At 66.1% G+C, this 18303-nt stretch carries 19 protein-coding genes; 7 read left to right on the top strand and 12 right to left on the bottom strand.

What is annotated here, in order from left to right; genetic code table 11:
* Nucleotide 1: 1 nt before the first annotated feature.
* Complete coding sequence (locus ACJH7A_RS03495; protein ID WP_406801439.1) at nucleotides 2-865, bottom strand: MlaE family ABC transporter permease; 864 nt, start codon at nucleotides 863-865, stop codon at nucleotides 2-4.
* A complete protein-coding gene (locus ACJH7A_RS03490; RefSeq protein ID WP_406801445.1) occupies nucleotides 862-1509 on the bottom strand; it encodes a TetR/AcrR family transcriptional regulator in 648 nt (215 codons plus the stop codon). Before ACJH7A_RS03490 ends, ACJH7A_RS03495 begins: the two co-directional genes overlap by 4 nt.
* Before the next feature lie 265 nt (nucleotides 1510-1774).
* Here ACJH7A_RS03490 and ACJH7A_RS03485 point away from each other — a divergent pair, with 265 nt between their 5' ends.
* Nucleotides 1775-2569, top strand: a complete 795-nt coding sequence (locus tag ACJH7A_RS03485) for a crotonase/enoyl-CoA hydratase family protein (protein ID WP_212814705.1) — start codon at nucleotides 1775-1777, stop codon at nucleotides 2567-2569.
* On the opposite strand, the gene ACJH7A_RS03480 is transcribed toward ACJH7A_RS03485, so the two are convergent.
* The 5 genes from ACJH7A_RS03480 to ACJH7A_RS03460 are packed head-to-tail and all read right to left on the bottom strand — an operon-like array spanning nucleotide 2503 to nucleotide 7205.
* On the bottom strand, nucleotides 2503-3621 hold the full coding sequence (locus tag ACJH7A_RS03480; protein WP_406774163.1) for a hypothetical protein: 1119 nt from the start codon (nucleotides 3619-3621) through the stop codon (nucleotides 2503-2505). The two genes, ACJH7A_RS03485 and ACJH7A_RS03480, sit on opposite strands and share 67 nt — an antisense overlap.
* Before the next feature lie 55 nt (nucleotides 3622-3676).
* Complete coding sequence (locus tag ACJH7A_RS03475; protein ID WP_406774162.1) at nucleotides 3677-4141, bottom strand: RrF2 family transcriptional regulator; 465 nt, start codon at nucleotides 4139-4141, stop codon at nucleotides 3677-3679.
* 58 nt (nucleotides 4142-4199) lie between these two features.
* Nucleotides 4200-5420, bottom strand: coding sequence for an acyl-CoA dehydrogenase family protein (locus ACJH7A_RS03470; protein WP_406801438.1), 1221 nt, complete (start codon nucleotides 5418-5420; stop codon nucleotides 4200-4202).
* A 1-nt stretch (nucleotide 5421) separates the two neighbouring features.
* Complete coding sequence (locus ACJH7A_RS03465) at nucleotides 5422-6450, bottom strand: phosphotransferase family protein (protein WP_135355304.1); 1029 nt, start codon at nucleotides 6448-6450, stop codon at nucleotides 5422-5424.
* Entirely contained in the window at nucleotides 6450-7205 is a 756-nt protein-coding gene (locus ACJH7A_RS03460) for an SDR family oxidoreductase (RefSeq protein ID WP_135355305.1), read from the bottom strand. The genes ACJH7A_RS03465 and ACJH7A_RS03460 overlap by 1 nt, the downstream gene beginning before the upstream one ends.
* A gap of 105 nt (nucleotides 7206-7310) precedes the next feature.
* Between ACJH7A_RS03460 and ACJH7A_RS03455 the strand changes: the two genes are divergently transcribed.
* The gene (locus tag ACJH7A_RS03455) at nucleotides 7311-7946 is read left to right on the top strand and encodes a QsdR family transcriptional regulator (protein ID WP_244602181.1); all 636 of its coding nucleotides are present in this window, start codon (nucleotides 7311-7313) and stop codon (nucleotides 7944-7946) included.
* On the opposite strand, the gene ACJH7A_RS03450 is transcribed toward ACJH7A_RS03455, so the two are convergent.
* Both ACJH7A_RS03450 and ACJH7A_RS03445 read right to left on the bottom strand, forming a co-directional pair.
* Nucleotides 7914-9101: a Rieske 2Fe-2S domain-containing protein gene (locus tag ACJH7A_RS03450; protein ID WP_167837880.1), complete on the bottom strand. Its 1188-nt coding sequence runs from the start codon at nucleotides 9099-9101 to the stop codon at nucleotides 7914-7916. The two genes, ACJH7A_RS03455 and ACJH7A_RS03450, sit on opposite strands and share 33 nt — an antisense overlap.
* 20 nt (nucleotides 9102-9121) lie before the next feature.
* Nucleotides 9122-9766, bottom strand: a complete 645-nt coding sequence (locus tag ACJH7A_RS03445; RefSeq protein ID WP_061005974.1) for a TetR family transcriptional regulator — start codon at nucleotides 9764-9766, stop codon at nucleotides 9122-9124.
* Between the two features lie 119 nt (nucleotides 9767-9885).
* On the opposite strand from ACJH7A_RS03445, the gene ACJH7A_RS03440 reads away from it, so the two are divergent.
* From ACJH7A_RS03440 to ygiD, 3 genes are read left to right on the top strand one after another with little or no spacing between them, the layout of a single operon-like run.
* The gene (locus ACJH7A_RS03440) at nucleotides 9886-10386 is read left to right on the top strand and encodes a VOC family protein (RefSeq protein WP_135355306.1); all 501 of its coding nucleotides are present in this window, start codon (nucleotides 9886-9888) and stop codon (nucleotides 10384-10386) included.
* Complete coding sequence (locus tag ACJH7A_RS03435; RefSeq protein ID WP_135355307.1) at nucleotides 10386-11849, top strand: FAD-binding protein; 1464 nt, start codon at nucleotides 10386-10388, stop codon at nucleotides 11847-11849. Before ACJH7A_RS03440 ends, ACJH7A_RS03435 begins: the two co-directional genes overlap by 1 nt.
* A 13-nt stretch (nucleotides 11850-11862) precedes the next feature.
* The gene (gene ygiD, locus ACJH7A_RS03430; RefSeq protein WP_110767729.1) at nucleotides 11863-12657 is read left to right on the top strand and encodes a 4,5-DOPA dioxygenase extradiol; all 795 of its coding nucleotides are present in this window, start codon (nucleotides 11863-11865) and stop codon (nucleotides 12655-12657) included.
* Between the two features lie 7 nt (nucleotides 12658-12664).
* On the opposite strand, the gene ACJH7A_RS03425 is transcribed toward ygiD, so the two are convergent.
* The 3 genes from ACJH7A_RS03425 to ACJH7A_RS03415 form a co-directional block, all read right to left on the bottom strand.
* Entirely contained in the window at nucleotides 12665-12799 is a 135-nt protein-coding gene (locus ACJH7A_RS03425; RefSeq protein ID WP_256370081.1) for a hypothetical protein, read from the bottom strand.
* A gap of 68 nt (nucleotides 12800-12867) precedes the next feature.
* Nucleotides 12868-14046 carry an NAD(P)/FAD-dependent oxidoreductase gene (locus ACJH7A_RS03420; protein ID WP_135355308.1) on the bottom strand — a complete coding sequence of 393 codons (1179 nt, stop codon included), beginning with the start codon at nucleotides 14044-14046 and terminating at the stop codon, nucleotides 12868-12870.
* Nucleotides 14047-14429: 383 nt separating this feature from the next.
* Nucleotides 14430-15311 carry a cutinase family protein gene (locus tag ACJH7A_RS03415; RefSeq protein ID WP_406801437.1) on the bottom strand — a complete coding sequence of 294 codons (882 nt, stop codon included), beginning with the start codon at nucleotides 15309-15311 and terminating at the stop codon, nucleotides 14430-14432.
* 353 nt (nucleotides 15312-15664) lie between these two features.
* Here ACJH7A_RS03415 and ACJH7A_RS03410 point away from each other — a divergent pair, with 353 nt between their 5' ends.
* Both ACJH7A_RS03410 and ACJH7A_RS03405 read left to right on the top strand, forming a co-directional pair.
* On the top strand, nucleotides 15665-16999 hold the full coding sequence (locus ACJH7A_RS03410) for an MFS transporter (protein WP_406801436.1): 1335 nt from the start codon (nucleotides 15665-15667) through the stop codon (nucleotides 16997-16999).
* Complete coding sequence (locus ACJH7A_RS03405; protein ID WP_406801435.1) at nucleotides 16996-18303, top strand: ABC transporter substrate-binding protein; 1308 nt, start codon at nucleotides 16996-16998, stop codon at nucleotides 18301-18303. Before ACJH7A_RS03410 ends, ACJH7A_RS03405 begins: the two co-directional genes overlap by 4 nt.

Raw genomic sequence — 18303 nt, 5'->3', positions numbered from 1 at the left:
GTCAGATCGACGTCTTCGGGAACACGATGACGTACAGCTGGCTCATCACCACGTTGACGATCATCATCAGCAGCACCGACTCCACCACCGCGGCGTTCACCGAGTTGGCCACACCCGCCGGACCGCCGCGGGTGTCCAGCCCCTTGTGGCAACTGATCACCGCCACGATGACACCGAAGACGATGGCCTTGACCATTGCCAGCGCGAGGTCACCGACGGTGGAGAACGAGGAGAACGTCGCGATGAACGAGCCCGGTGTGCCGTTCTGCAGGTAGACGTTGAACATGTAGCTCGCCAGGTAGCCGACGAAGCTCGTGACGCCGGTCAGCAGCACACCGATGAGAACGAGGGCGACCAGCCGCGGCACCACCAGGCGCTGGATCGGCGACACGCCCATCACCTCCATGGCGGAGATCTCCTCACGCATGGTGCGCGATCCGAGGTCCGCGCAGACGGCCGAACCGACCGCCGTCGCCAGCAGCAGCGAGGCCACCAGCGGAGCGCCCTGCCGGATGACCACCAGACCCGTGGCCGCACCCGACAGCGACGACGCACCGACCTGACCGGCCAGCAACGCGAACTGGATCGACAGCGTGACGCTGATCGGAATGGTCACCAGAACCGTTGGGGTAAAAGCGGTTCCGGCCATGAACGCGGCCTGGTCCAGGAACTCGCGCACCTGGAAGCGGCCCTTGACGATGTCGAAGAACAGGTACTCCAGCGTCCGCAATCCCAGCACGATCTGCCCACCGGCCGTGCTCAGCGACGCGATCGGATGGTTCTGCAGATAACGCTTCACCCAGTCGATGGCCTCGGCGATGGCGCCCCACTTCGCCACTCCCCTTGGTTGTGCCTGGTCGGTCATCGGGCTGCCGCTTCCTGACCGGACTGCGGCCACTCGGTGGCGATGCCGCGGCACACCAGTTCATTACTTGCGAGGGTCTGCGCGAGCAACTCTTCGCGGCTCGGCTTCTGTCCGTATCGCAGCGCGATACCGAACGGGATGGCGCAGATCGTCTGGGCGGTGGCACGTACGTCGACGTCGGCACGGATGTAGCCCTGGTTGATGCCGTCGTGCAGCATCGTGGCGAGCACGCGGACGCCGTCATCGAAGAGGCGCTGGAACTCCTCGGTCATCTGCTGATCGACACCGGCGGCCTGCACCACGATCAGCTGCATCAGGCGCGGCTCATCGGCCAGCAGCTCGCTGTAGGCCATCCCGATCCCCAGCAGGTGATCGCGGAATTCGGTGATGGACGTCAGCCGTCCCGGTGTCGTGTCGCCGATCGCGGCGAGGACCCGGGCGTTGACCTGGCGCACCGCATGGTCGACGATGTCGCGCTTGTTCTCGAAGTACCGGTAGAACATCGAGTGCCCGGAGCCGAGGCGCTTGGCGATGTGACTGATCGAGGTCTGGTGATATCCCCGCTCAGCGAACTCCGCCAATGCCGCTTCGATGACTTCTTCACGCACCAGCTCGGCGCGTTTCGCACGCTGGCGTTCCGCCATGGTCGCGCGCACCTCGCCTGTCACGCGGATCACAGTAGCGTATCGATTCCGGTTTGGGACACACTCTTCGCGAAACGGAATGAATTGTCTCGCGAGGAAGCGTCCGGGCCGCGCCAGGTTTGCTGAATTTCGCAGTTGGGGTTGCCGCTGCACAGTAGGGCGGGTTATCCGGCCATGGGGCTGTTTGGCCATTTTCACGAAATATCCACAGCTTCGGGCGGTTCCGTGGTACCGGCCGGCGCCGCACTATCCTGCCCCAATGGCAATGGATCGGATCACCGTCGAAGTTCGGGATGGCATCGCCTACGCGACGCTCAACCGGGCCGACAAGATGAACAGCCTGGATCTGCCGATGCTGGAGGCGCTCGCCACGGTCCCCGACCGATTGGCTCGCGACCGTTCGGTGCGCGTCGTGATTCTGCGCGGTGACGGGCGTGCGTTCTGCACGGGGCTGGACTTCGCCGGAGCAAAGCTGCAGGGATTGAGTGCCGTGCGCAACTTCGGCAAGTTCCCCGGACAGAAGACGAACCTGTTCCAGAAGGCCTGCTGGGCTTGGCGCGAGTTGCCGGTACCGGTGATCGCGGCCGTGCATGGCCACTGCTACGGCGGCGGACTGCAGGTCGCCCTGGCGGCGGACTTCCGGATCGCGACGCCGGACTGCAAGCTGTCGGTCATGGAGGCGCGGTGGGGCCTGATTCCGGACATGACCGGGTCGGTGACTCTGCGTGAGCTCCTGCCGATGGATGTGGCCAAGCGGCTCACCATGACCGCGGAGGTGTTCTCCGGCACCGACGCGCTGGGCTACGGACTGGTCACCGCCGTCGCCGACGATCCGCTGCTGGCCGCCGAGGAGCTGGCCGCACAGCTGATCGAGCGGTCGCCCGACGCGCTGGCCGCAACCAAGAAGCTGTTCGACTCGACCTGGACGTCGACGCCGCGGTGGGCATTCTGGTCCGAGTCGCTCTTGCAGCTACGACTGCTGCGGGGGCGCAATCACCGGTTGGCACGCAAGGCCGGCCGTGACGGCAGTCCGGCCTGGGCGCCACGTTCGCTGGGCTGACTTCCGGACTTGTCGTCTGGCTTCGGCTTGGCGTTGGGCTTGGGCGTCAGCGCCTTCGTCGCTTTCGTCAGCTCCTTTGCCACACTGGACAGCGGGTTGGGCAACTGCCCGACTGTCTGCGCCGGCAACGTCTTCTTCGGTTTCTTCGGCGTCGTCTGAGTGAGGCTGACACCGGGGGCGGCAGCCGCGGTCGTGACGGACTTCGGCGCCGCCACCGGTGTCGAGGCACCGGGCTGCATCGCCGCGGCGCGGACCTTGTTCGCCTCGGTGACGACGGCGTTGGCCACGACGTTCACGGCGTTGGTCACCACGCCCCCCGCGGTCTGGACGCCCGCCAGGAACGCGCGCAGCGGATTGCCGCTCTTCGCCAGTTCCTGAGCCACCGCATCGGGCACGTGGAACGCGCCGGCGAGGAAGAAGTTGAAGCCCGGGAAGATCACTGCCGCAACCACATTGATGACGCCGATCACCGCGACCTGGAACACTCCGCGCGGCATGACCGTCGGCTCCGGGTTCCGGACGACGGGCGCGTTGAGCGCGTCGTAGGTCTGCTGGCGGAACTGCTGGAACGCGTCGACCACCGCGCCCGGGCCGGCGGGGATCGCGGGAGGAATGTTGAGCAGGCCCACCACGCCGACCTCGAAGGCGTTGAGCGCCCGCTTCGCCGGAATGGCGGCGTCGGCGTCGATCGCCTTGTCCATGGCGGCGGCCGTGGGTCCCGTCATCGACGCGGCGGCGATGCCGAGGGCCTTGAGCGGTCCGTTGGCCGGCAGCGCGGCGAGGAAGACGCCCGGCTCCTGCAGCGTGGTGGTGACACCTGTCGTGACGGTCTGCGCCAGCAGTGGACAGATGATGGAGCAGTAGATGCCCTGGTTCTTCACGAAGCTGGTGAGCAGTCCGCCCGGCGGAACCGTTGCGGTCAAACGGATTTCCCGTGTCACAGTCGGCGAAGGATGGCCGGCGGCCGGAACAGTGGCCGCCGGTGGCGCGATGACGGCCGCGGCAACGGCGGTCGCGGCGAGAGCGGCGGGCAGGCGTGCGGACAGTTGCATCGTGATCCCCTTGCGCAGCGGTGTACGGGTACCACGATCCGGCGGGCCGTTCGGTTCAATCGGCGCGGGAATCGATCTGCGCGGTCAGTGCGCCGAGGCTGATGAGCAGGTTCCTCGTCGGCGGTTGCGCGAGGTCAGCGACCGTGGTGGTGTTCAGCGACGCATAGAACGCCGCTTTCGCCTGCGCCAACGCCGAGCGGAGCCGGCATGCCGACTGCAGCGGGCAATCCAGCCCGCTGCAGTCGACCAGCTCGGTGTCACCGTCGTCTTCCAGCGACCGCACCACATCGCCCAGGCGGGCGGTACGGCCGGTGGCGGTGAGGGCAAGCCCGCCGCCGCGACCGCGGTCCGCGTCCAGCCACCCGGCCGCCGCCAGATGCGCGCACGCTTTGGTCGCGTGCGTGTAGGAGATCTGCATGTCTTCGGCGATCTGCCGCGTCGACATCCGCTGTCGGCCGTCTTCGGCGGCGAGCCGGATCAAGATCCGCAGCCCGACGTCACTGAAACCGGTCAACCGCACACGGCCACGCTATTTAATCGCCATTTCCGATGCAAATAAAGCGTGGCCGCATGCCCGGTCAGCTCACCAGGTGCTTCTTGAGCTCCGTACGAGCGAGGGCGTTCTTGTGCACCTCATCGGGCCCGTCGGCGAAGCGCAGGGTGCGGATGCCCGCGTACATGGCCGCGAGCGGGAAGTCCTGCGACACCCCGCCGGCGCCGTGCACCTGGATGGCCTTGTCCAGAATCCACTGCACGGTGAGGGGCGTGGCGATCTTGATGGACTGAATCTCGGTGTGCGCGCCGCGATTTCCGACGGTATCCATCAGCCAGGCGGTCTTGAGCACCAGCAGGCGCAGCTGCTCGATGCGGACACGGGATTCGGCGATCCAGTCGCGGATCACGCCCTGCTCGGCCAGCGGCTTGCCGAACGCGACCCGGCTCGCGGCCCGCTGACACATCATCTCGACGGCGCGCTCGGCGACGCCGATCGCCCGCATGCAGTGGTGGATGCGGCCCGGCCCGAGACGGGCCTGGGCGATGGCGAACCCGCCGCCCTCCTCACCGATCAGGTTGGACACCGGCACCCGCACGTCGGTGAACCGCAGTTCGGCGTGCCCGCCATGGTCGTGGTCGTCGTACCCGAACACCTCCATGCCGCGCAGCACCTCGAGGCCCGGGGTGTCGCGAGGAACGAGGATCTGCGACTGCTGGCGGTGACGTTCCGAGCTGGGATCCGTCTTGCCCATGACGATGAACACCTTGCAGTTGGGATTCATCGCGCCGGTGATCCACCACTTGCGACCGTTGATGACGTACTCGTCGCCGTCACGGACGATGGACAGCTCGACGTTGGTGGCGTCCGAGCTTGCCACGTCGGGTTCGGTCATGGCGAAGGCCGACCGAATCTCGCCGTCCAACAACGGTTCCAGCCACCGGCGCTGCTGCTCCTCGGTGCCGAACTCGTTGAGCACCTCCATGTTTCCGGTGTCCGGGGCCGCGCAGTTGAACACCGCGGGTGCCAATTGGATACTGCGGCCGGTGATCTCGGCCAGCGGGGCGTACTGCAGGTTGGTCAGACCCGCACCCTTCTGCCCCGGCAGGAACAGATTCCACAAACCGCGACGACGGGCCTCGGAGCGCAACTCGGTGAGCACCGGCACGCTGTCCCACGCCCACCGGTTGTCCAGCGCGGCAAGCTGCTCGTGGAACGTCTTCTCGGCGGGATAGACGTGGCTTTCCATGAACGCCGTGAGTTCGGCGTTCATTTCGTTGGTCTTGGCGTCGTACGCGAATTCCATGTCAGTGCTCCTTGAGTGCGTTGAGGCCGGCGTCCAGCAGGAAGTGCACCGCGTCACCGGCGAACGAGAATCCGTCACCGACGGTCTGCCCGTTGACATAGCGGTAGTGGATACCTTCGAAGATGCCTGCCATCTTGAAGAATGCGAGACCGAGGTAGAAGCCGAAATCGCCTAGCGGACGGTCGATTCCGGCGTTATAGCGGTCGATGATCTCCTGTTCGGTCAGGAAGCCGGGGGCTTCGCTGACATCGGAGACCTCCCCGTTGCCCGATGCGGCCAACTGCCCGTAGGCCACCATCAGCGCGAGATCGGTGAGCGAGTCGCCGATGGTGGCCAACTCCCAGTCGATGACGGCGGCGGGCCGGTCCCCGGAATCGAACAGCACGTTGTCGAGGCGGTAGTCGCCGTGCACGATGCCGGGTGCCGAATCGGCCGGAACCCGCTGCGACAGCGCGTCATAGAGCTTTTCCATGACGGGCAGGTCCCGGGTGCGGGCCGCCGCGAACTGCTTGTGCCACCGGCCGACCTGACGCCCGAGGAACCCTTCGGGCCGGCCGAAGTCCGCGAGCCCTACCGAGGCGGGATCGACGGAATGCACCGCGACCAGGGTGTCGACGAGTCGCTCCGAGATGAGCCGGGTGCGCTCGGCGCCCAGCGCCGTCAGTTCGGCGGCCTGCCGGTAGGGCGTGCCGTCGATCTCGGCCATCACATAGAAGGGTGCGCCGAGCACGGAAGCGTCATCGCAGAATCCGTACATCGCGGGCACGGGCACCGCGGTGGGCGCCAGCGCCGACATCATCCGATATTCGCGACTCATGTCGTGGGCCGTGGCGAGCAACTCGCCCACGGGAGGCCGGCGGACGATCCACGACGAATCGCCATCTGTGACACGGTAAGTCAGGTTCGACTTGCCACCGGCGATCAACGTCGCCGACAGCGTGGCACCGGCGCCGGGCACGGTGGCCGACAGCCACGCACCGAGGCGGTCCAGGTCCAGCCCCGGCAGTTCGAGATGCGTGTCGGCGGCCATCAGACGCCGCCGCCCAGCAGCACGCCGCCGTCGATCGTCAGGGTCTGACCGGTCATCCAGCCGGCGTCGTCGGACAGCAGGAACGCCACCACCGAGCCGATATCTTCCGGCACCCCAAGGCGTTTCAGTGCGTAGTGCGAGCTGACCTCTTCTTCGCGGCCTTCGTACAGCGCCGTCGCGAAGCGCGTCTTGACGACGGCGGGCGCGACGGCGTTGACGCGGATGTTCGGACCCAGCTCGACGGCCAGCTCCTCGGTGAGGTGGATGACCGCGGCTTTCGAGACCCCGTACAAGGCGATGCCCGGCGCCGGGCGCAGCCCGGCAATCGAGGCGACGTTGACGATCGCGCCGCCGTGCTCACGCTGCCAGGCCCGGTTCACCTTCTGCACCCACGACAGGGCGGACAGCACGTTGACTTCGAGAATCTTGCGCGCGGCGTCCATGTCGATGTCCATGAGCGGCCCGTACACCGGGTTGATGCCGGTGTTGTTGACGAAATAGTCGACGGTCCCGAACTTTTCGAGGGCCTTGGCCACCACGGCATCCTGATGCTCGGTGTCGTCGCCGCGGCCGGCCACGGCCAGCGCGACGTCGGGGCCGCCAAGGGTGTCGACGGCGGCGTCGAGCGCTTCCTGTTTGCGAGCGGTGATCACCACCTTGGCGCCTTCGTCGACCAGACGCTGGGCAATGGCGAATCCGATGCCACGACTGGCACCCGTGACGATCGCGGTTTTTCCTTCGAATCGCGTGCTCATGTCGACTTCCTCGTGGGGTTGGCGGGACATGGCCCCACAATGTGGGACACATAGCCGAAGTGTGCCACACTGGCACACAGCGGCGCAATGTCCCATAATGGGTGGATGTCCGGAGCTGATTCGACGACGCCCCCGTCCGCGCGACTGGGCACCGCCTTGAGCCGCCAGGCCGCGGTCGACGCGGCGACCCGGCTCTATCTGGCGGGCGAGCCGGTCGACATGTCGGCACTGGCCGCCGAACTCGGCATCGGTCGCTCGACCCTCTACCGGCTCGTCGGCAACCGGGAAGACCTGCTGGCCACCGTGCTGGCCGAGGCCACCGAACGCACCTTTCGGCGCACCGTCGCCGACATGGCCGCCGAGGCCGGACCCGACGCCGAACCACCCGGCGGCACCGAATACATCCTTGCGGTGATGGACCGCTTTCTGAATGCGGTTGTCGACGCCAAACCACTGCAGGCGGTGTCGCAGCGTGAGCCGCTCCTGATCGTGCGGCTCATGCTGCTGCCCGGACTCGTGGAACAGACGGCGGGGCGCCTGGTGGGAGAACTCCTCGACGCCGAGGTGGCCGCCGGCCGCATGGAATTACCGCTACCCACCGCCACTTTCGGCCTCGCGCTCATCCGCATGTGCGACGCGCATCTGTACGCGCCGCTGCTGGGCGGCGGCGCCCCCGAGATCGGTACCGCGCTCGACCTGGTGGCCGCCCTACTCGGCCACAGCCAATCCGGTGAAGGCTGAATCCTGTTGTGACAGAGAGCCCGACGCCAGGGCAGCCAGATTGTCCGCCACTTCGGCTTCCCAGCTCTCGATGGAATGCGTGGTGTCGATCTCGTACTCGAAGCGGTCGGTCATATCCGGTGTCACGTCCTCGACGTCGACATAGAACTGCTCGTACCAGCGGCGCTGCTGATATACCGGTCCGTCTTCCTCGGTGAGCAGTGGGTTGTCGATGCGGGCCTTGTGCTTCCAGATCTCGACGTCCTGCTCGAAGCCGGTCTGCACACCCTCGATGAAAGTCCGTGCGAGTTCGGCGTTTTCCAGTTCGGTCAGGCCGGGCAGCTTCTTGACGATGGCACCGTACTGCAGCACGAACGAGTTCGGGCTGACCGGATAGTGCGAGTTGATCAGGATGGTGTCGACGGTCATCCCGTTGGCCACGCTGCGCAGCCGGTCGATCATGTACGAGGGCCCGAAATACGAAGCCTCCGAATAGAGAATCGACGTCGGGTCATGGAAGGTGCTGACGACCATGTCATCCCGCGGCGTCGAGTCCATCACCTGGGTGGCGACATGGCCTTCGAAGATGTTCTTGAAGTTCCGGGGAAATGCGTAGTGCACGTAGAAGAAATGCGCCATGTCGACGTTGTTGTCGACGATCTCGCGGCAGTGCGAACCTTCGATGAGCTGAATGTTCCAGGTCCAGTCCGTCCAGGCGTCCGTGCCGTATCCCTCGATCTCGGGGATGTCGACCTCCGGCGGCGGGGCGATGCCCTGCGGGTCGTTCCAGACGAAAAGCTGCCCGTTGCGTTCGAGCGTGAGCCACGAGCGGGTGCGCGCCAGCCGCGGCGTCCGCTTGGCGTAGGGCACCAAGGTGCATTTGCCGTCACCGCCCCAGCGCCAGTCGTGGAACGGGCACGCGATCGAGTCGCCCTTGACGCTGCCGTACGCGAGGTTGCCACCCATGTGGCGGCAGTAGGCGTCGAGCACGTTGAGCCGGCCCTGACTGTCGGCGAAGACCACCAACGACGTACCGAACGCGTCGATCTGATGGGGCGCACCGTCATTGAAGTCACGGATCAGGCCGAGGCAGTGCCAGCCGCGGGCGAACCTGGTCGGGTTCTCCCCCGCCTCGATCTGCCGGACGTCTGGCTGCTCCTGGTCCGTGACCGACATGCGTTCCTCCATCGTTGTTCTCACCGGGGTTCGATCAGGGCGGGCATCGGTGCGGTGAGCAGACCGACCACCATGGCGACGATGTTGTCCCTCGCCTCGGCCTCACTCAGGGCACCGCGGACCGCGTCGCGATGCTCCTCCACATGACGTTCGTGGTCGGCGAGCAGCGTGTACATGACCGACGCCATCGCCGCCATGCGTTGGCGCCGAAGCGCTTCCGGTAGGTGATCGAGGGCCCGCAGCAGCCGGGTGGTGAGGATCCGGGTGGCCGGCCACTGCTCCGCCGTCAGGGTGAGCTCGGCCATGACCGGATGATTGCGCACGCGTTCGAGAAAACGGGCGTAGTGGCTCGACCCGTCGGAATACGGAGTATCGAACAGCGGCTCGACCAGGATGGCCACCAGGGCGGTGATGCTGTCGTCGGGCTCCCCGGCACTTTCGTGCTCGGCCAGCAGCGTCAGCCGCGCCTGCTCCAAGGGGGCCTGGCGATGACCGATGATGGCCTTTATCAAGCCATCTCGTGATCCGAAGTGATAGTGGACGGCCGAATTGTTCCGCTGCCCTGCAGCCACCGCGACGTCGCGCAGCGACACCTCGGGGCCGAACTCCGCGATCAGGCGTTCGCCGGCGAGAAGCAGCTGCGTGCGTGCATCGGTCCGACTCACAGGCCTCAGTGTAGTTCTTGCGCTTCAGATTGCAATCACCAACGCTTGACCAGTTAAGCGGTAGCGCTTAGTTTGAGTTGGTCGTCCAGTCGCACAGCCGGCTTCCCGGAAGGAATCCCATGACCGTCTCGTATGGACCGATCTGCCAAACCGCCTGGGTCACTGAAGACATCGAGGCAACCGAGCAGCTGCTGAGCAGGCAGTTCGGCGTCGGGTCATGGGTCCGGTTGCCCAACATCGAGTTCGGGCCGGAAACCTGCCGCCTCCACGGGGAGCCGGCGGATTTCACCGCCCACATCTCGATGTCCTACTCGGGCGACATGCAGCTGGAGCTGATCCAGCCGGTGCGCGGCGTCAGCATCTATACCGAATTCCTGCAGCGCAGCGGACCGGGCCTGCACCATGTGTGCTTCGAACCAGGTGATTTCGACGCGGCCGTGGCGTCGGCACAGGAACAGCGGCTGGCCATCGTGCAACAGGGTGAGATGTCCGGTGGATTGATGCGTTTCGCCTATATCGACGGAGCATCGGCCGGGGTGCCATACATCGAACTCGGCGAGTTCAGTCCCGAGATTCGGGCGATGTTCGAGCACATCAAGAAGACCGCGGCAGGTGCGTGATGATTCCGGAAACAGTTTCCGCACAAAGTATTTCGTCGTTCTCCGACGAGGTCGACGTACTCGTTGTCGGACTCGGCATGGCAGGCGGATGCGCGGCCGTCGAAGCAGCCGCCGCGGGCGCGCGTGTGCTCGTACTCGAGCGGGCCGCGGTGGCCGGCGGCACCACGGCGATGGCGGGCGGCCACTTCTATCTCGGCGGCGGCACCGCGGTACAGGAGGCCAGCGGCCACAACGACTCCGCCGGCGAGATGGCCGCCTATCTGACTGCCGTCTCGAAAGAGCCTGTGCCGGAACTGATCAACGCCTACTGCGGCGGCAGTGCCGAACATTTCCGGTGGCTGGAAGCCCTCGGATTCGAGTTCGAGCGCAGTTACTACCCGCACAAGGCCGTCATTCAGCCGGAGACGCAGGGCCTGATGTACACCGGCAATGAGCAGGTGTGGCCGTTCCGCGAGCAGGCGGTTCCGGCACCACGGGGCCACAAGGTCCCGGTACCCGGCGATACCGGCGGCGCGGGCATGGTCGTCAAGCTTCTCGTCGAGCGACTGGGCGAACTCCGCGTGGAAATCCGTTACGAGACAGGGGTGTCCGCCCTCGTCGTCGACGGCGACCGGGTCGTCGGCGCAACCTGGAAGCACTTCGGTGAGACGGGTGCAGTGCGGGCGAAGTCCGTCGTCCTGACCACCGGCGGCTTCGTGATGAACCGCGAGATGCTGGCGGCGCACGTGCCGCGACTGGCCGACGAGCGCGTCTTTGCCTTGGGCAGCACCTATGACGACGGCAGCGGTATCCGCATGGGTCAAGCTGTCGGTGCAGCAACCAAATACCTGGACCAGGCGTTCATGACAGCCCCGGTCTATCCGCCTGCCACACTCCTCACCGGTCTGATCGTGAACCGCAACGGGGACCGGTTCGTCGCCGAAGACTCTTATCACGCAAGAACTTCCGCCTTCGCCCTCGAGCAGCCCGACAGCGTCGCGTACCTCGTCGTCGATTCACGACATGTCGAGATGCCGACGATGCCGTTAGTTCAGTTGATCGACGGCTGGGAAGAGGTCGCCGAGATGGAAGCCGCCCTCGGTATCCCGGCCGGCCGGCTGCAGTCCTCACTCGACCGGTACAACGCCAACGCGGCCCGCGGCGAGGACCCCGACTTCCACAAGGCGGCAACGTATCTGGAGCCGCAGGACGTCGGACCGTGGGCGGTATTCGACTTAAGTCTGGGCAAGGCGTTCTACAGCGGCTTCACCCTCGGGGGCCTGGCGATCTCGGCCGACGGCGCGGTGCTACGCGACGACGGCAGTGCCATTGCCGGGCTCTACGCCGCCGGCGCCTGTACGTCCACCATCGCGCAGGACGCCAAGGGGTACTCCAGCGGCACCCAGTTGGGCGCGGGTTCATTCTTCGGCCGGCGAGCGGGTCGCGCTGCCGCCCGAGCGGCAACCCGGGAGGAATGTCGGTAGCGTTGATCGGACAATGACCGGATCAGTCGACCCGCCCACCGTCATGCCCGCCGCGTTCATCGGGCATGGCAGTCCGATGAACGCCGTGGAACGCAACCGGTACACAGCCGCATGGACGGAATTCGGCCAGTCGGTGCCACGGCCCCGGGCGATCCTGGTGATCAGTGCGCACTGGTACATCAACGCCACCGCGGTCACCGCGATGGCGCAGCCCCGCACCATCCACGACTTCTACGGCTTCCCACAGGAGTTGTTCGGTGTGCAGTACCCGGCGCCGGGACTGCCCCAGCTGGCCGACGAGATCGCCGAGACCGTCAAACCGACCTGGGTCGGCGCTGACCGGGACAGCTGGGGCATCGACCACGGCACCTGGTCGGTATTGGTGCATGCCTTCCCGGATGCCTCGATCCCGGTGGTGCAGTTGTCGATCAACGCCGAGAAGCCGCTGGAGGAACACGTCGCGCTGGGCGCACAACTGGCCGAGTTGCGCAGCCGCGGCGTGCTGATCGTCGGCAGCGGCAACATCGTGCACAACCTGCGGGCCATGAACGCACGGCTTCCCGACAGCGGATTTGATTGGGCCACAAGGTTTGACGATGCAGCGGCCAATCTGCTGACCGCCGCACCCGCGGACATTCTGCGCCTTCGGGAACATCCCGACTTCGCCGCCGCCGCACCGACACCGGACCACTTCATCCCGATGCTCTATTTCGCCGGGCTGTGCGCCGCCGCCGACACCCCTGCGCACGTGCTCGTCGACGGCTATACCTACGGGTCGCTGTCGATGACGTCGTACACCCTGACCTGACAGGCGCTCACGCTGTGCTGGTGGCGTCAACCTCTGTCGCACCAGCGGGTTTCAGCGCCTCGGCCGCCGTCGCGTACGCGTGGCGGTGGTTGAGGAACTGATGACGCGCATTTTCGCCGACCAGCGTCCGCACCTCGTTCATCAGGGCGCGCCTGCCTTGGGGTCTGCGTCGCAGGAGCCGCCCCGCCGAGCCGAACAACCGGCCCGGGCTCAGCACCTGCGACGACTTCTCCCGGTGCGTGAAGAGATCGAGGAACCGCCCGATCTGCCCGTTGTCGTGCAGGTCCGCCACCATCTGCGGGAAGACGGCCGGCACTCGGCCCGCCTTGCCCAGATCGTCGGCGAACCAATAATGATCGGAGAATTCGTGATCGCGCCACCGGCCCACATCGTCAGCGCCGCGTCCTGCACCTCCAGTGAACCGCCCAGCCCCGCCATGATTTTCGGCACCGCCGCGTCGACCTGTGCGAACGCGTCACCGATCCCCCGGCCCGGCGCCGGGTCCTTGAAATGGCCGGCGTCGCCGACCAACATCCACCCCGGCCCGCACGGGTCCCGGAAGAAACCGTTGTAGTGGACCATCCCGAACAACTTGCCGACCCGCTGAGCACCCTCAAGCGCCTCGGCCACCGGTTCACAACTGAGGGCGTGTTCCATGAAGCTGCGTTCGAGGTTGGCGCGGAATCGCGGGAGCTCGCTCAACTCGGGGATCACGATGACCTGATACAGCCCGTTGTCGGCTGCGGCGCTGATCACGAACTTGTCGGCCCACCGATGGAACACATTGGTCGGTTCCGCCGGCATGTTCGCGCCCTCGAAGAAAGCCCAGTACGCGAACCGTTGATTGGGCACGACGTTGTACTTCCGTGCCGCAACAAGATTGGCGACGGTCGAGTTACGACCGTCTGCGCCGACGACCAGCCGGGCACGCAGCTCGTCCTCCCGGCCGCGAGTCCGGACGCGCACGCCGGTGACCCGGCCGTCGTCCTGCACCAGGCCCGTGACATCGGCAGCCATTCGCACTTCAGCCCCCGCCTGCTCGGCGGCACCGACGAGGATCGGGTCGAGCAGGGTGCGCCGGACCGAGGCACTACCTCCGACATCGCCTGCGCGTTGTGGCCATTCGACATTGAATCGGAAGTCCTCGGCGCGGGAATTGGACCGCATCATGAACGGCGCACCGGTTGCGTGCAGCTGATCCGTCACGCCGAGCCGATCGAGGAAAGCCAACCCGTCGGCCTCGAAGATGTGGGTCGACAGGGTGTCTCGCGGAAATGTCGCGCGTTCGAGTACCGCAACGTTCACACCCTGCCGCGCCAGCATCGTGGCCAGCGGCGAGCCGGCACATCGAGCGCCGACGATGACGACATCAAATCCCTGGGCCAACATGGTTGCTCCCGAAGTTCGCACTGCGCCGAGGCAGGCCGCACCCGGCGCAGCTGGGGAAAGCGTACGCCGCACAATGCGCTACGTACAGCAATTCTTCAGGACTTTGCCGTGCTTACCTGAAACGGAATTTCGCCGGTTTTATCACAGCGCCGTCAATGCCACGACGCGCTAGACCCGTTGTTCCACAGCAGTTCTGACGTAACTGTGGTTGCGCGCGACGATGGCGTACTCACGCCGCCGACAGGCCGGCGTGCCATGAATTGCATCAAAACTGTTCGCTTGCAACTGGATTCGTCACCGTAGCGCTCAAGATGCCGGTCGTGGAGTCCGCCGAAAACTGCGAAACCTGTTGTGCGCACGTACTGCTGCGCACAGCAGCGGCGCTACGACAAAGCGGGTCCGGGAGTCGGCGACGTCGTAGTGGAGGTCGACGGAACCGAACTGGGAGGCTGCAATCCGTAGCCGGCCTGCGGGCCCGGCGGCGTGCCGTACGTCTGCGGAGGTCCGGGCAATGCGCCGTAGCCCATTTGCGGGTTGGTACCGGGCTGCGGGCCATACGCCGGGAACTGCGAGCCGTACCCGGGCGGTGTCAGATGCGAGCCGGCAAGGAGCTTCGACGCCACGAAAGCCGCTGCCTGGTCCGTGTAAGCGGGAACATAACCCTGCGTGTGTCCACTCCAGGAATTGCCCGCACCGGCGTGGCAGATCGGGTCGGCAGGATTACAGAGGTCGATCGCCTTGGGACTGAGCGGTGAGTTCTGGGTCGGCGGCGCTCCGTCGGTGCGGTCTGCCTGGTTGCCGAAAGTAGCGACGGCCGCGATGTTCTTGTTGTACTCAGGCGGCAACGGATCACCCCAGTTGATACCGGAGAAGCCGGCCACGATGTTGACGACGCTCGCGCCTTGCGAGTAGCCACCCAGAACGATCTTTGTATCGGGGCAAGCCGACGCCGTGGACTTGATGTGAGCGATCGCGTCCTTGGCCCCCTCGCCACTGTGCCGCTGCGTGATGGTGGCCTTGTAGTTCACCGCATACGACCTGATGGTCAAGCCGCCGGCCTGCTTGCGCAGCGCATCAACGAGGGCATCCCCGACCCGGCCCATACCTGCCGGCTCGTCGGTGCCGCGCGCGAAGATGACTTCGGCGTCGGGACAGTCGTCGGCAACAGCCACCGGCTCCACGCCCGTGATGACGAGCGGGGCCGCAACCGTGAGCAGAGCGACCGCGCCGGCAACGACCGCGCGATGTACGTGGCGAAACAGCATCTCCGCATCTTACCCGCATACAGAAAAGTAAGACAAAACCCTGACCAGCAAATATTCATTCCACAGCAATTAGGACCGCGTTCACATGCGCGATCCAGTCAGGTTTCCGGCAAACTCGGCGGCCGGGATTCCACCTTCCAGCAGCGCGGGTACCGACCGCGCCGGCCGGTATAGTCGCCGGCGTGGGTGCTCGTTCCGACCAGGCTTCCGCACCCATGGTGCGGGCGCATTCGTCGTGCGCCCCGTCTTTTCTGTCCTCGATCTGGAACCGCGCCCGCCTGGCGCCCCTGAACAAATTCGCGCGCTGATTTCCGCTGCCCGAACGTTCACCCCTCCAGTTCCTGTGATGAGAAATGAAGCCATCTCTCTACGCCGTTGCGGCGTCGTTGTACCTCGCTGAGTACACCCTCTATTCGAACTCCTCCGCGACCGTTCTCTTGAACGCGTCGATCTCGGATTTCTTTCACGTGCCCTACGGGCTGGCAGCAAACGTCGGCGTGGCCTTTCTCGCCGGGTTCTGTGCGACCCTCCTGCCGGCCGGCCTGCTGCTGCACCGCTGCCGGCCGCTCACCACGTTCTTCGTCAGTTCGGCAGCGCTCGCGGTACTCGGCGTCGCCGCGAGCCTCAGCCCGTCGTTCTGGATCCTCATCGTGGTCCGGTTCCTGCAGGGCGCGGCGTCGGCCGTGCTGGCACCGCAGTTGTTCCGGATCGCGCGACAGCAGTTCTATCCCGATCACCACACGGCATTCCTCGGCACCTGGGGGTTCGTGGTGTCGGCGTCAGCGCTGTGTTCACCACTGATCACCGCCGTGCTCAACGACGCGTGGGGGTGGCGGGCCTTCCCGTACGAGACGGTGCTGACGACGGTTGTGTCGATTCCGCTGCTGGCGTGGGGCGCGCGGCCGCAGGCACCCGAACTCGAGACTGCGCCCGAGACCTCTCGCCAAGGTGCGGGTTTGATCATCGGTTTCGGGCTGGCGCAGGTCGTCATCTTCCTGGCGGCCGGGACGACGAGCGACCTGACGACCAAGGCCGCGTTGAGCGTGCTGGCGACGGTCCTGGGCGTCGTGGTCATCGGCGCCTGCCGATCGTCGGCCGGGGACGGAGGTCGCCGGCCGATTCTGTATCGCAGCTTCCTGATCGTCTTCGTGGCGGGCATCGCGACCAACGTCTTCACCTTGGTGGTGATCTATGTCCTCCAACGGGTGCACTCTTTCACCTCGTACCGGGCGGCGCTCGTTCTCGTGCCCATGGCGGTGGTCGCTGGTCTGTTGCCGATCTCGAGGTTCGGCCGCCCCGGCGATGCCGCGAAGAACACCCGGTTGGTGGCTTACGGAGCGGCTTGTCTGGCACTGGCCGGCTGCTGGGTCGCGGTCAGCGCCGAGCATGTGGGTTCGTCGCTGATCAGTGCCACCGTGATGGGCGGCGCCATGGGCTTCCTCTGGAGTTCACTGGCCGCCAACGTGCTGACGAGTTCCGGCCGGGTGACGTTCGATTCCGCGGTGTACCACTACCTGCGGGCGTTGGGCGCGGCCATCGGGGTGTCGGTAGGGGCAACGGCGATCGGCGGTTTCGCGGATCCGCACCGCCTGCTCATCTTCGCCGGGGTGCTGATCGCCGTCGTCGGGGTCATCGCGTCCGTCGCCGTACGGCCGGTCGTCACCGCTCGTGTGGAGGTCCAACGGTGAGGCGCGACATCGTCTTCGCCTGGCCGCCCGGGCAACTCACCACAGACCCGCGCCTGGCCTACAACGGCATCTCGAAAACCTATGTGCGACAGGTGTTCGAGAGCCTCGTCGACATCGACCTGGTCACCGCCCAGCTGCGACCGTGGCTGGCGTCGTCGTGGCGTCGCCCCGATCCGCTCACCGTGGAGGTGACGGTCCCGCCCGGCCGGCACTTCTCCGATGGCACGCCGCTCACCGCAGAGCTGGTCCGAAAAAGCTTCCGCGACATCATGACCGACCTTGCGGACGCCACTCCCCTGCCGGCGGCGGGGGCCGCGCTCACCGGACTGTCAGCCGTCGAATCACGCGGCGAGACGGTCACGTTCCGGTTCGAGCGGCACAACGCCGCATTCCTGCACAGCCTGGCCGGAGTGAACCTGGCGGTCAGTAAGCCGTCGACCGGTGACATACGGCTCGGCACCGGCTCGTGGGTGCCGGCGGAGTCGGGGTGCCTCACCGATGGCAGACATCGTCTGGTGTTCGACGCGCGCGACGGCGGATCCGCCGCGGTGCGCGCCGGTAGCACGGACGGCTTCGTGACGGCCGAAATCCACAACCCGGGGATCAGTTATGGCTTGTGCCCCAACGTATCCCGCGGTCCTCTTGCCGATCACCGAATCCGGCGCGCGTTGTCGCTGCTGATCGATCGTGAGCGGCTGCGCCCGATCCTGCAGACGTGCGGCTACACCGTCGCCGGCTCGGTGCTCACGCCGACCGCGCTGCACTACCTGGATTGCTCGGCCCAGTTGCGGCACGAACCGGCAGCGGCACACCGGTTGCTCGATGCGGCCGCCGCCGACGGGTTGCGATTCGAGGTGGTGTTCAACAGCTCGTTCTCCCCCGTCGACGCCGAACTGTTGTCCGCGGTTGCCGGCCAGTGGGCGGACCATCGCATCGAGCTGGTGCTGCACGACGTCGACTTCGGCGAGCTCCGGTCGCGGCAGCAGACTGGCGACTACGATTTCCGGTTCTTCTATTACACGGCAATCGATCCCGATGCGTTGCGGTACCAGTTCGCGCTCGATCAACGCAACGCGATGTGCCGCGTGGAACGCGATCGGCTCGACGACCTGCTCGACGCTCAGCTGCGCTGCCCCGAGCCCGCCGAGCGCCGAAAGCTGGTGCACGACATCCAGTCCCGAATCATCCATGACGGGCTGTGGCTGCCGATCGGCAACGTGCGCACCGTCGTCAGCCACCGACCGGACACCGTGCCCCGACTCGCGCTCGACGCCGAGGGCCTGGCGCGGTTCACCCATCTGTAG

Origin of the sequence: Mycobacterium sp. SMC-17, from assembly GCF_045310915.1 — a bacterium.
Classification (GTDB): domain Bacteria; phylum Actinomycetota; class Actinomycetes; order Mycobacteriales; family Mycobacteriaceae; genus Mycobacterium.
This window is presented reverse-complemented; position numbering and strand designations above follow the sequence as displayed.

Bases quoted from the DNA above. Each gene is read 5' to 3' on its own strand.
- ACJH7A_RS03495 (WP_406801439.1), bottom strand. From the start codon at position 865: ATGACCGACCAGGCACAACCAAGGGGAGTGGCGAAGTGGGGCGCCATC.
- ACJH7A_RS03490 (WP_406801445.1), bottom strand. From the start codon at position 1,509: ATGGCGGAACGCCAGCGTGCGAAACGCGCCGAGCTGGTGCGTGAAGAA.
- ACJH7A_RS03485 (WP_212814705.1), top strand. From the start codon at position 1,775: ATGGATCGGATCACCGTCGAAGTTCGGGATGGCATCGCCTACGCGACG.
- ACJH7A_RS03480 (WP_406774163.1), bottom strand. From the start codon at position 3,621: ATGCAACTGTCCGCACGCCTGCCCGCCGCTCTCGCCGCGACCGCCGTT.
- ACJH7A_RS03470 (WP_406801438.1), bottom strand. From the start codon at position 5,420: ATGGAATTCGCGTACGACGCCAAGACCAACGAAATGAACGCCGAACTC.
- ACJH7A_RS03465 (WP_135355304.1), bottom strand. From the start codon at position 6,450: ATGGCCGCCGACACGCATCTCGAACTGCCGGGGCTGGACCTGGACCGC.
- ACJH7A_RS03460 (WP_135355305.1), bottom strand. From the start codon at position 7,205: ATGAGCACGCGATTCGAAGGAAAAACCGCGATCGTCACGGGTGCCAGT.
- ACJH7A_RS03455 (WP_244602181.1), top strand. From the start codon at position 7,311: ATGTCCGGAGCTGATTCGACGACGCCCCCGTCCGCGCGACTGGGCACC.
- ACJH7A_RS03450 (WP_167837880.1), bottom strand. From the start codon at position 9,101: ATGTCGGTCACGGACCAGGAGCAGCCAGACGTCCGGCAGATCGAGGCG.
- ACJH7A_RS03440 (WP_135355306.1), top strand. From the start codon at position 9,886: ATGACCGTCTCGTATGGACCGATCTGCCAAACCGCCTGGGTCACTGAA.
- ACJH7A_RS03435 (WP_135355307.1), top strand. From the start codon at position 10,386: ATGATTCCGGAAACAGTTTCCGCACAAAGTATTTCGTCGTTCTCCGAC.
- ygiD (WP_110767729.1), top strand. From the start codon at position 11,863: ATGACCGGATCAGTCGACCCGCCCACCGTCATGCCCGCCGCGTTCATC.
- ACJH7A_RS03425 (WP_256370081.1), bottom strand. From the start codon at position 12,799: ATGAACGAGGTGCGGACGCTGGTCGGCGAAAATGCGCGTCATCAGTTC.
- ACJH7A_RS03420 (WP_135355308.1), bottom strand. From the start codon at position 14,046: ATGTTGGCCCAGGGATTTGATGTCGTCATCGTCGGCGCTCGATGTGCC.
- ACJH7A_RS03415 (WP_406801437.1), bottom strand. From the start codon at position 15,311: ATGCTGTTTCGCCACGTACATCGCGCGGTCGTTGCCGGCGCGGTCGCT.
- ACJH7A_RS03410 (WP_406801436.1), top strand. From the start codon at position 15,665: ATGAAGCCATCTCTCTACGCCGTTGCGGCGTCGTTGTACCTCGCTGAG.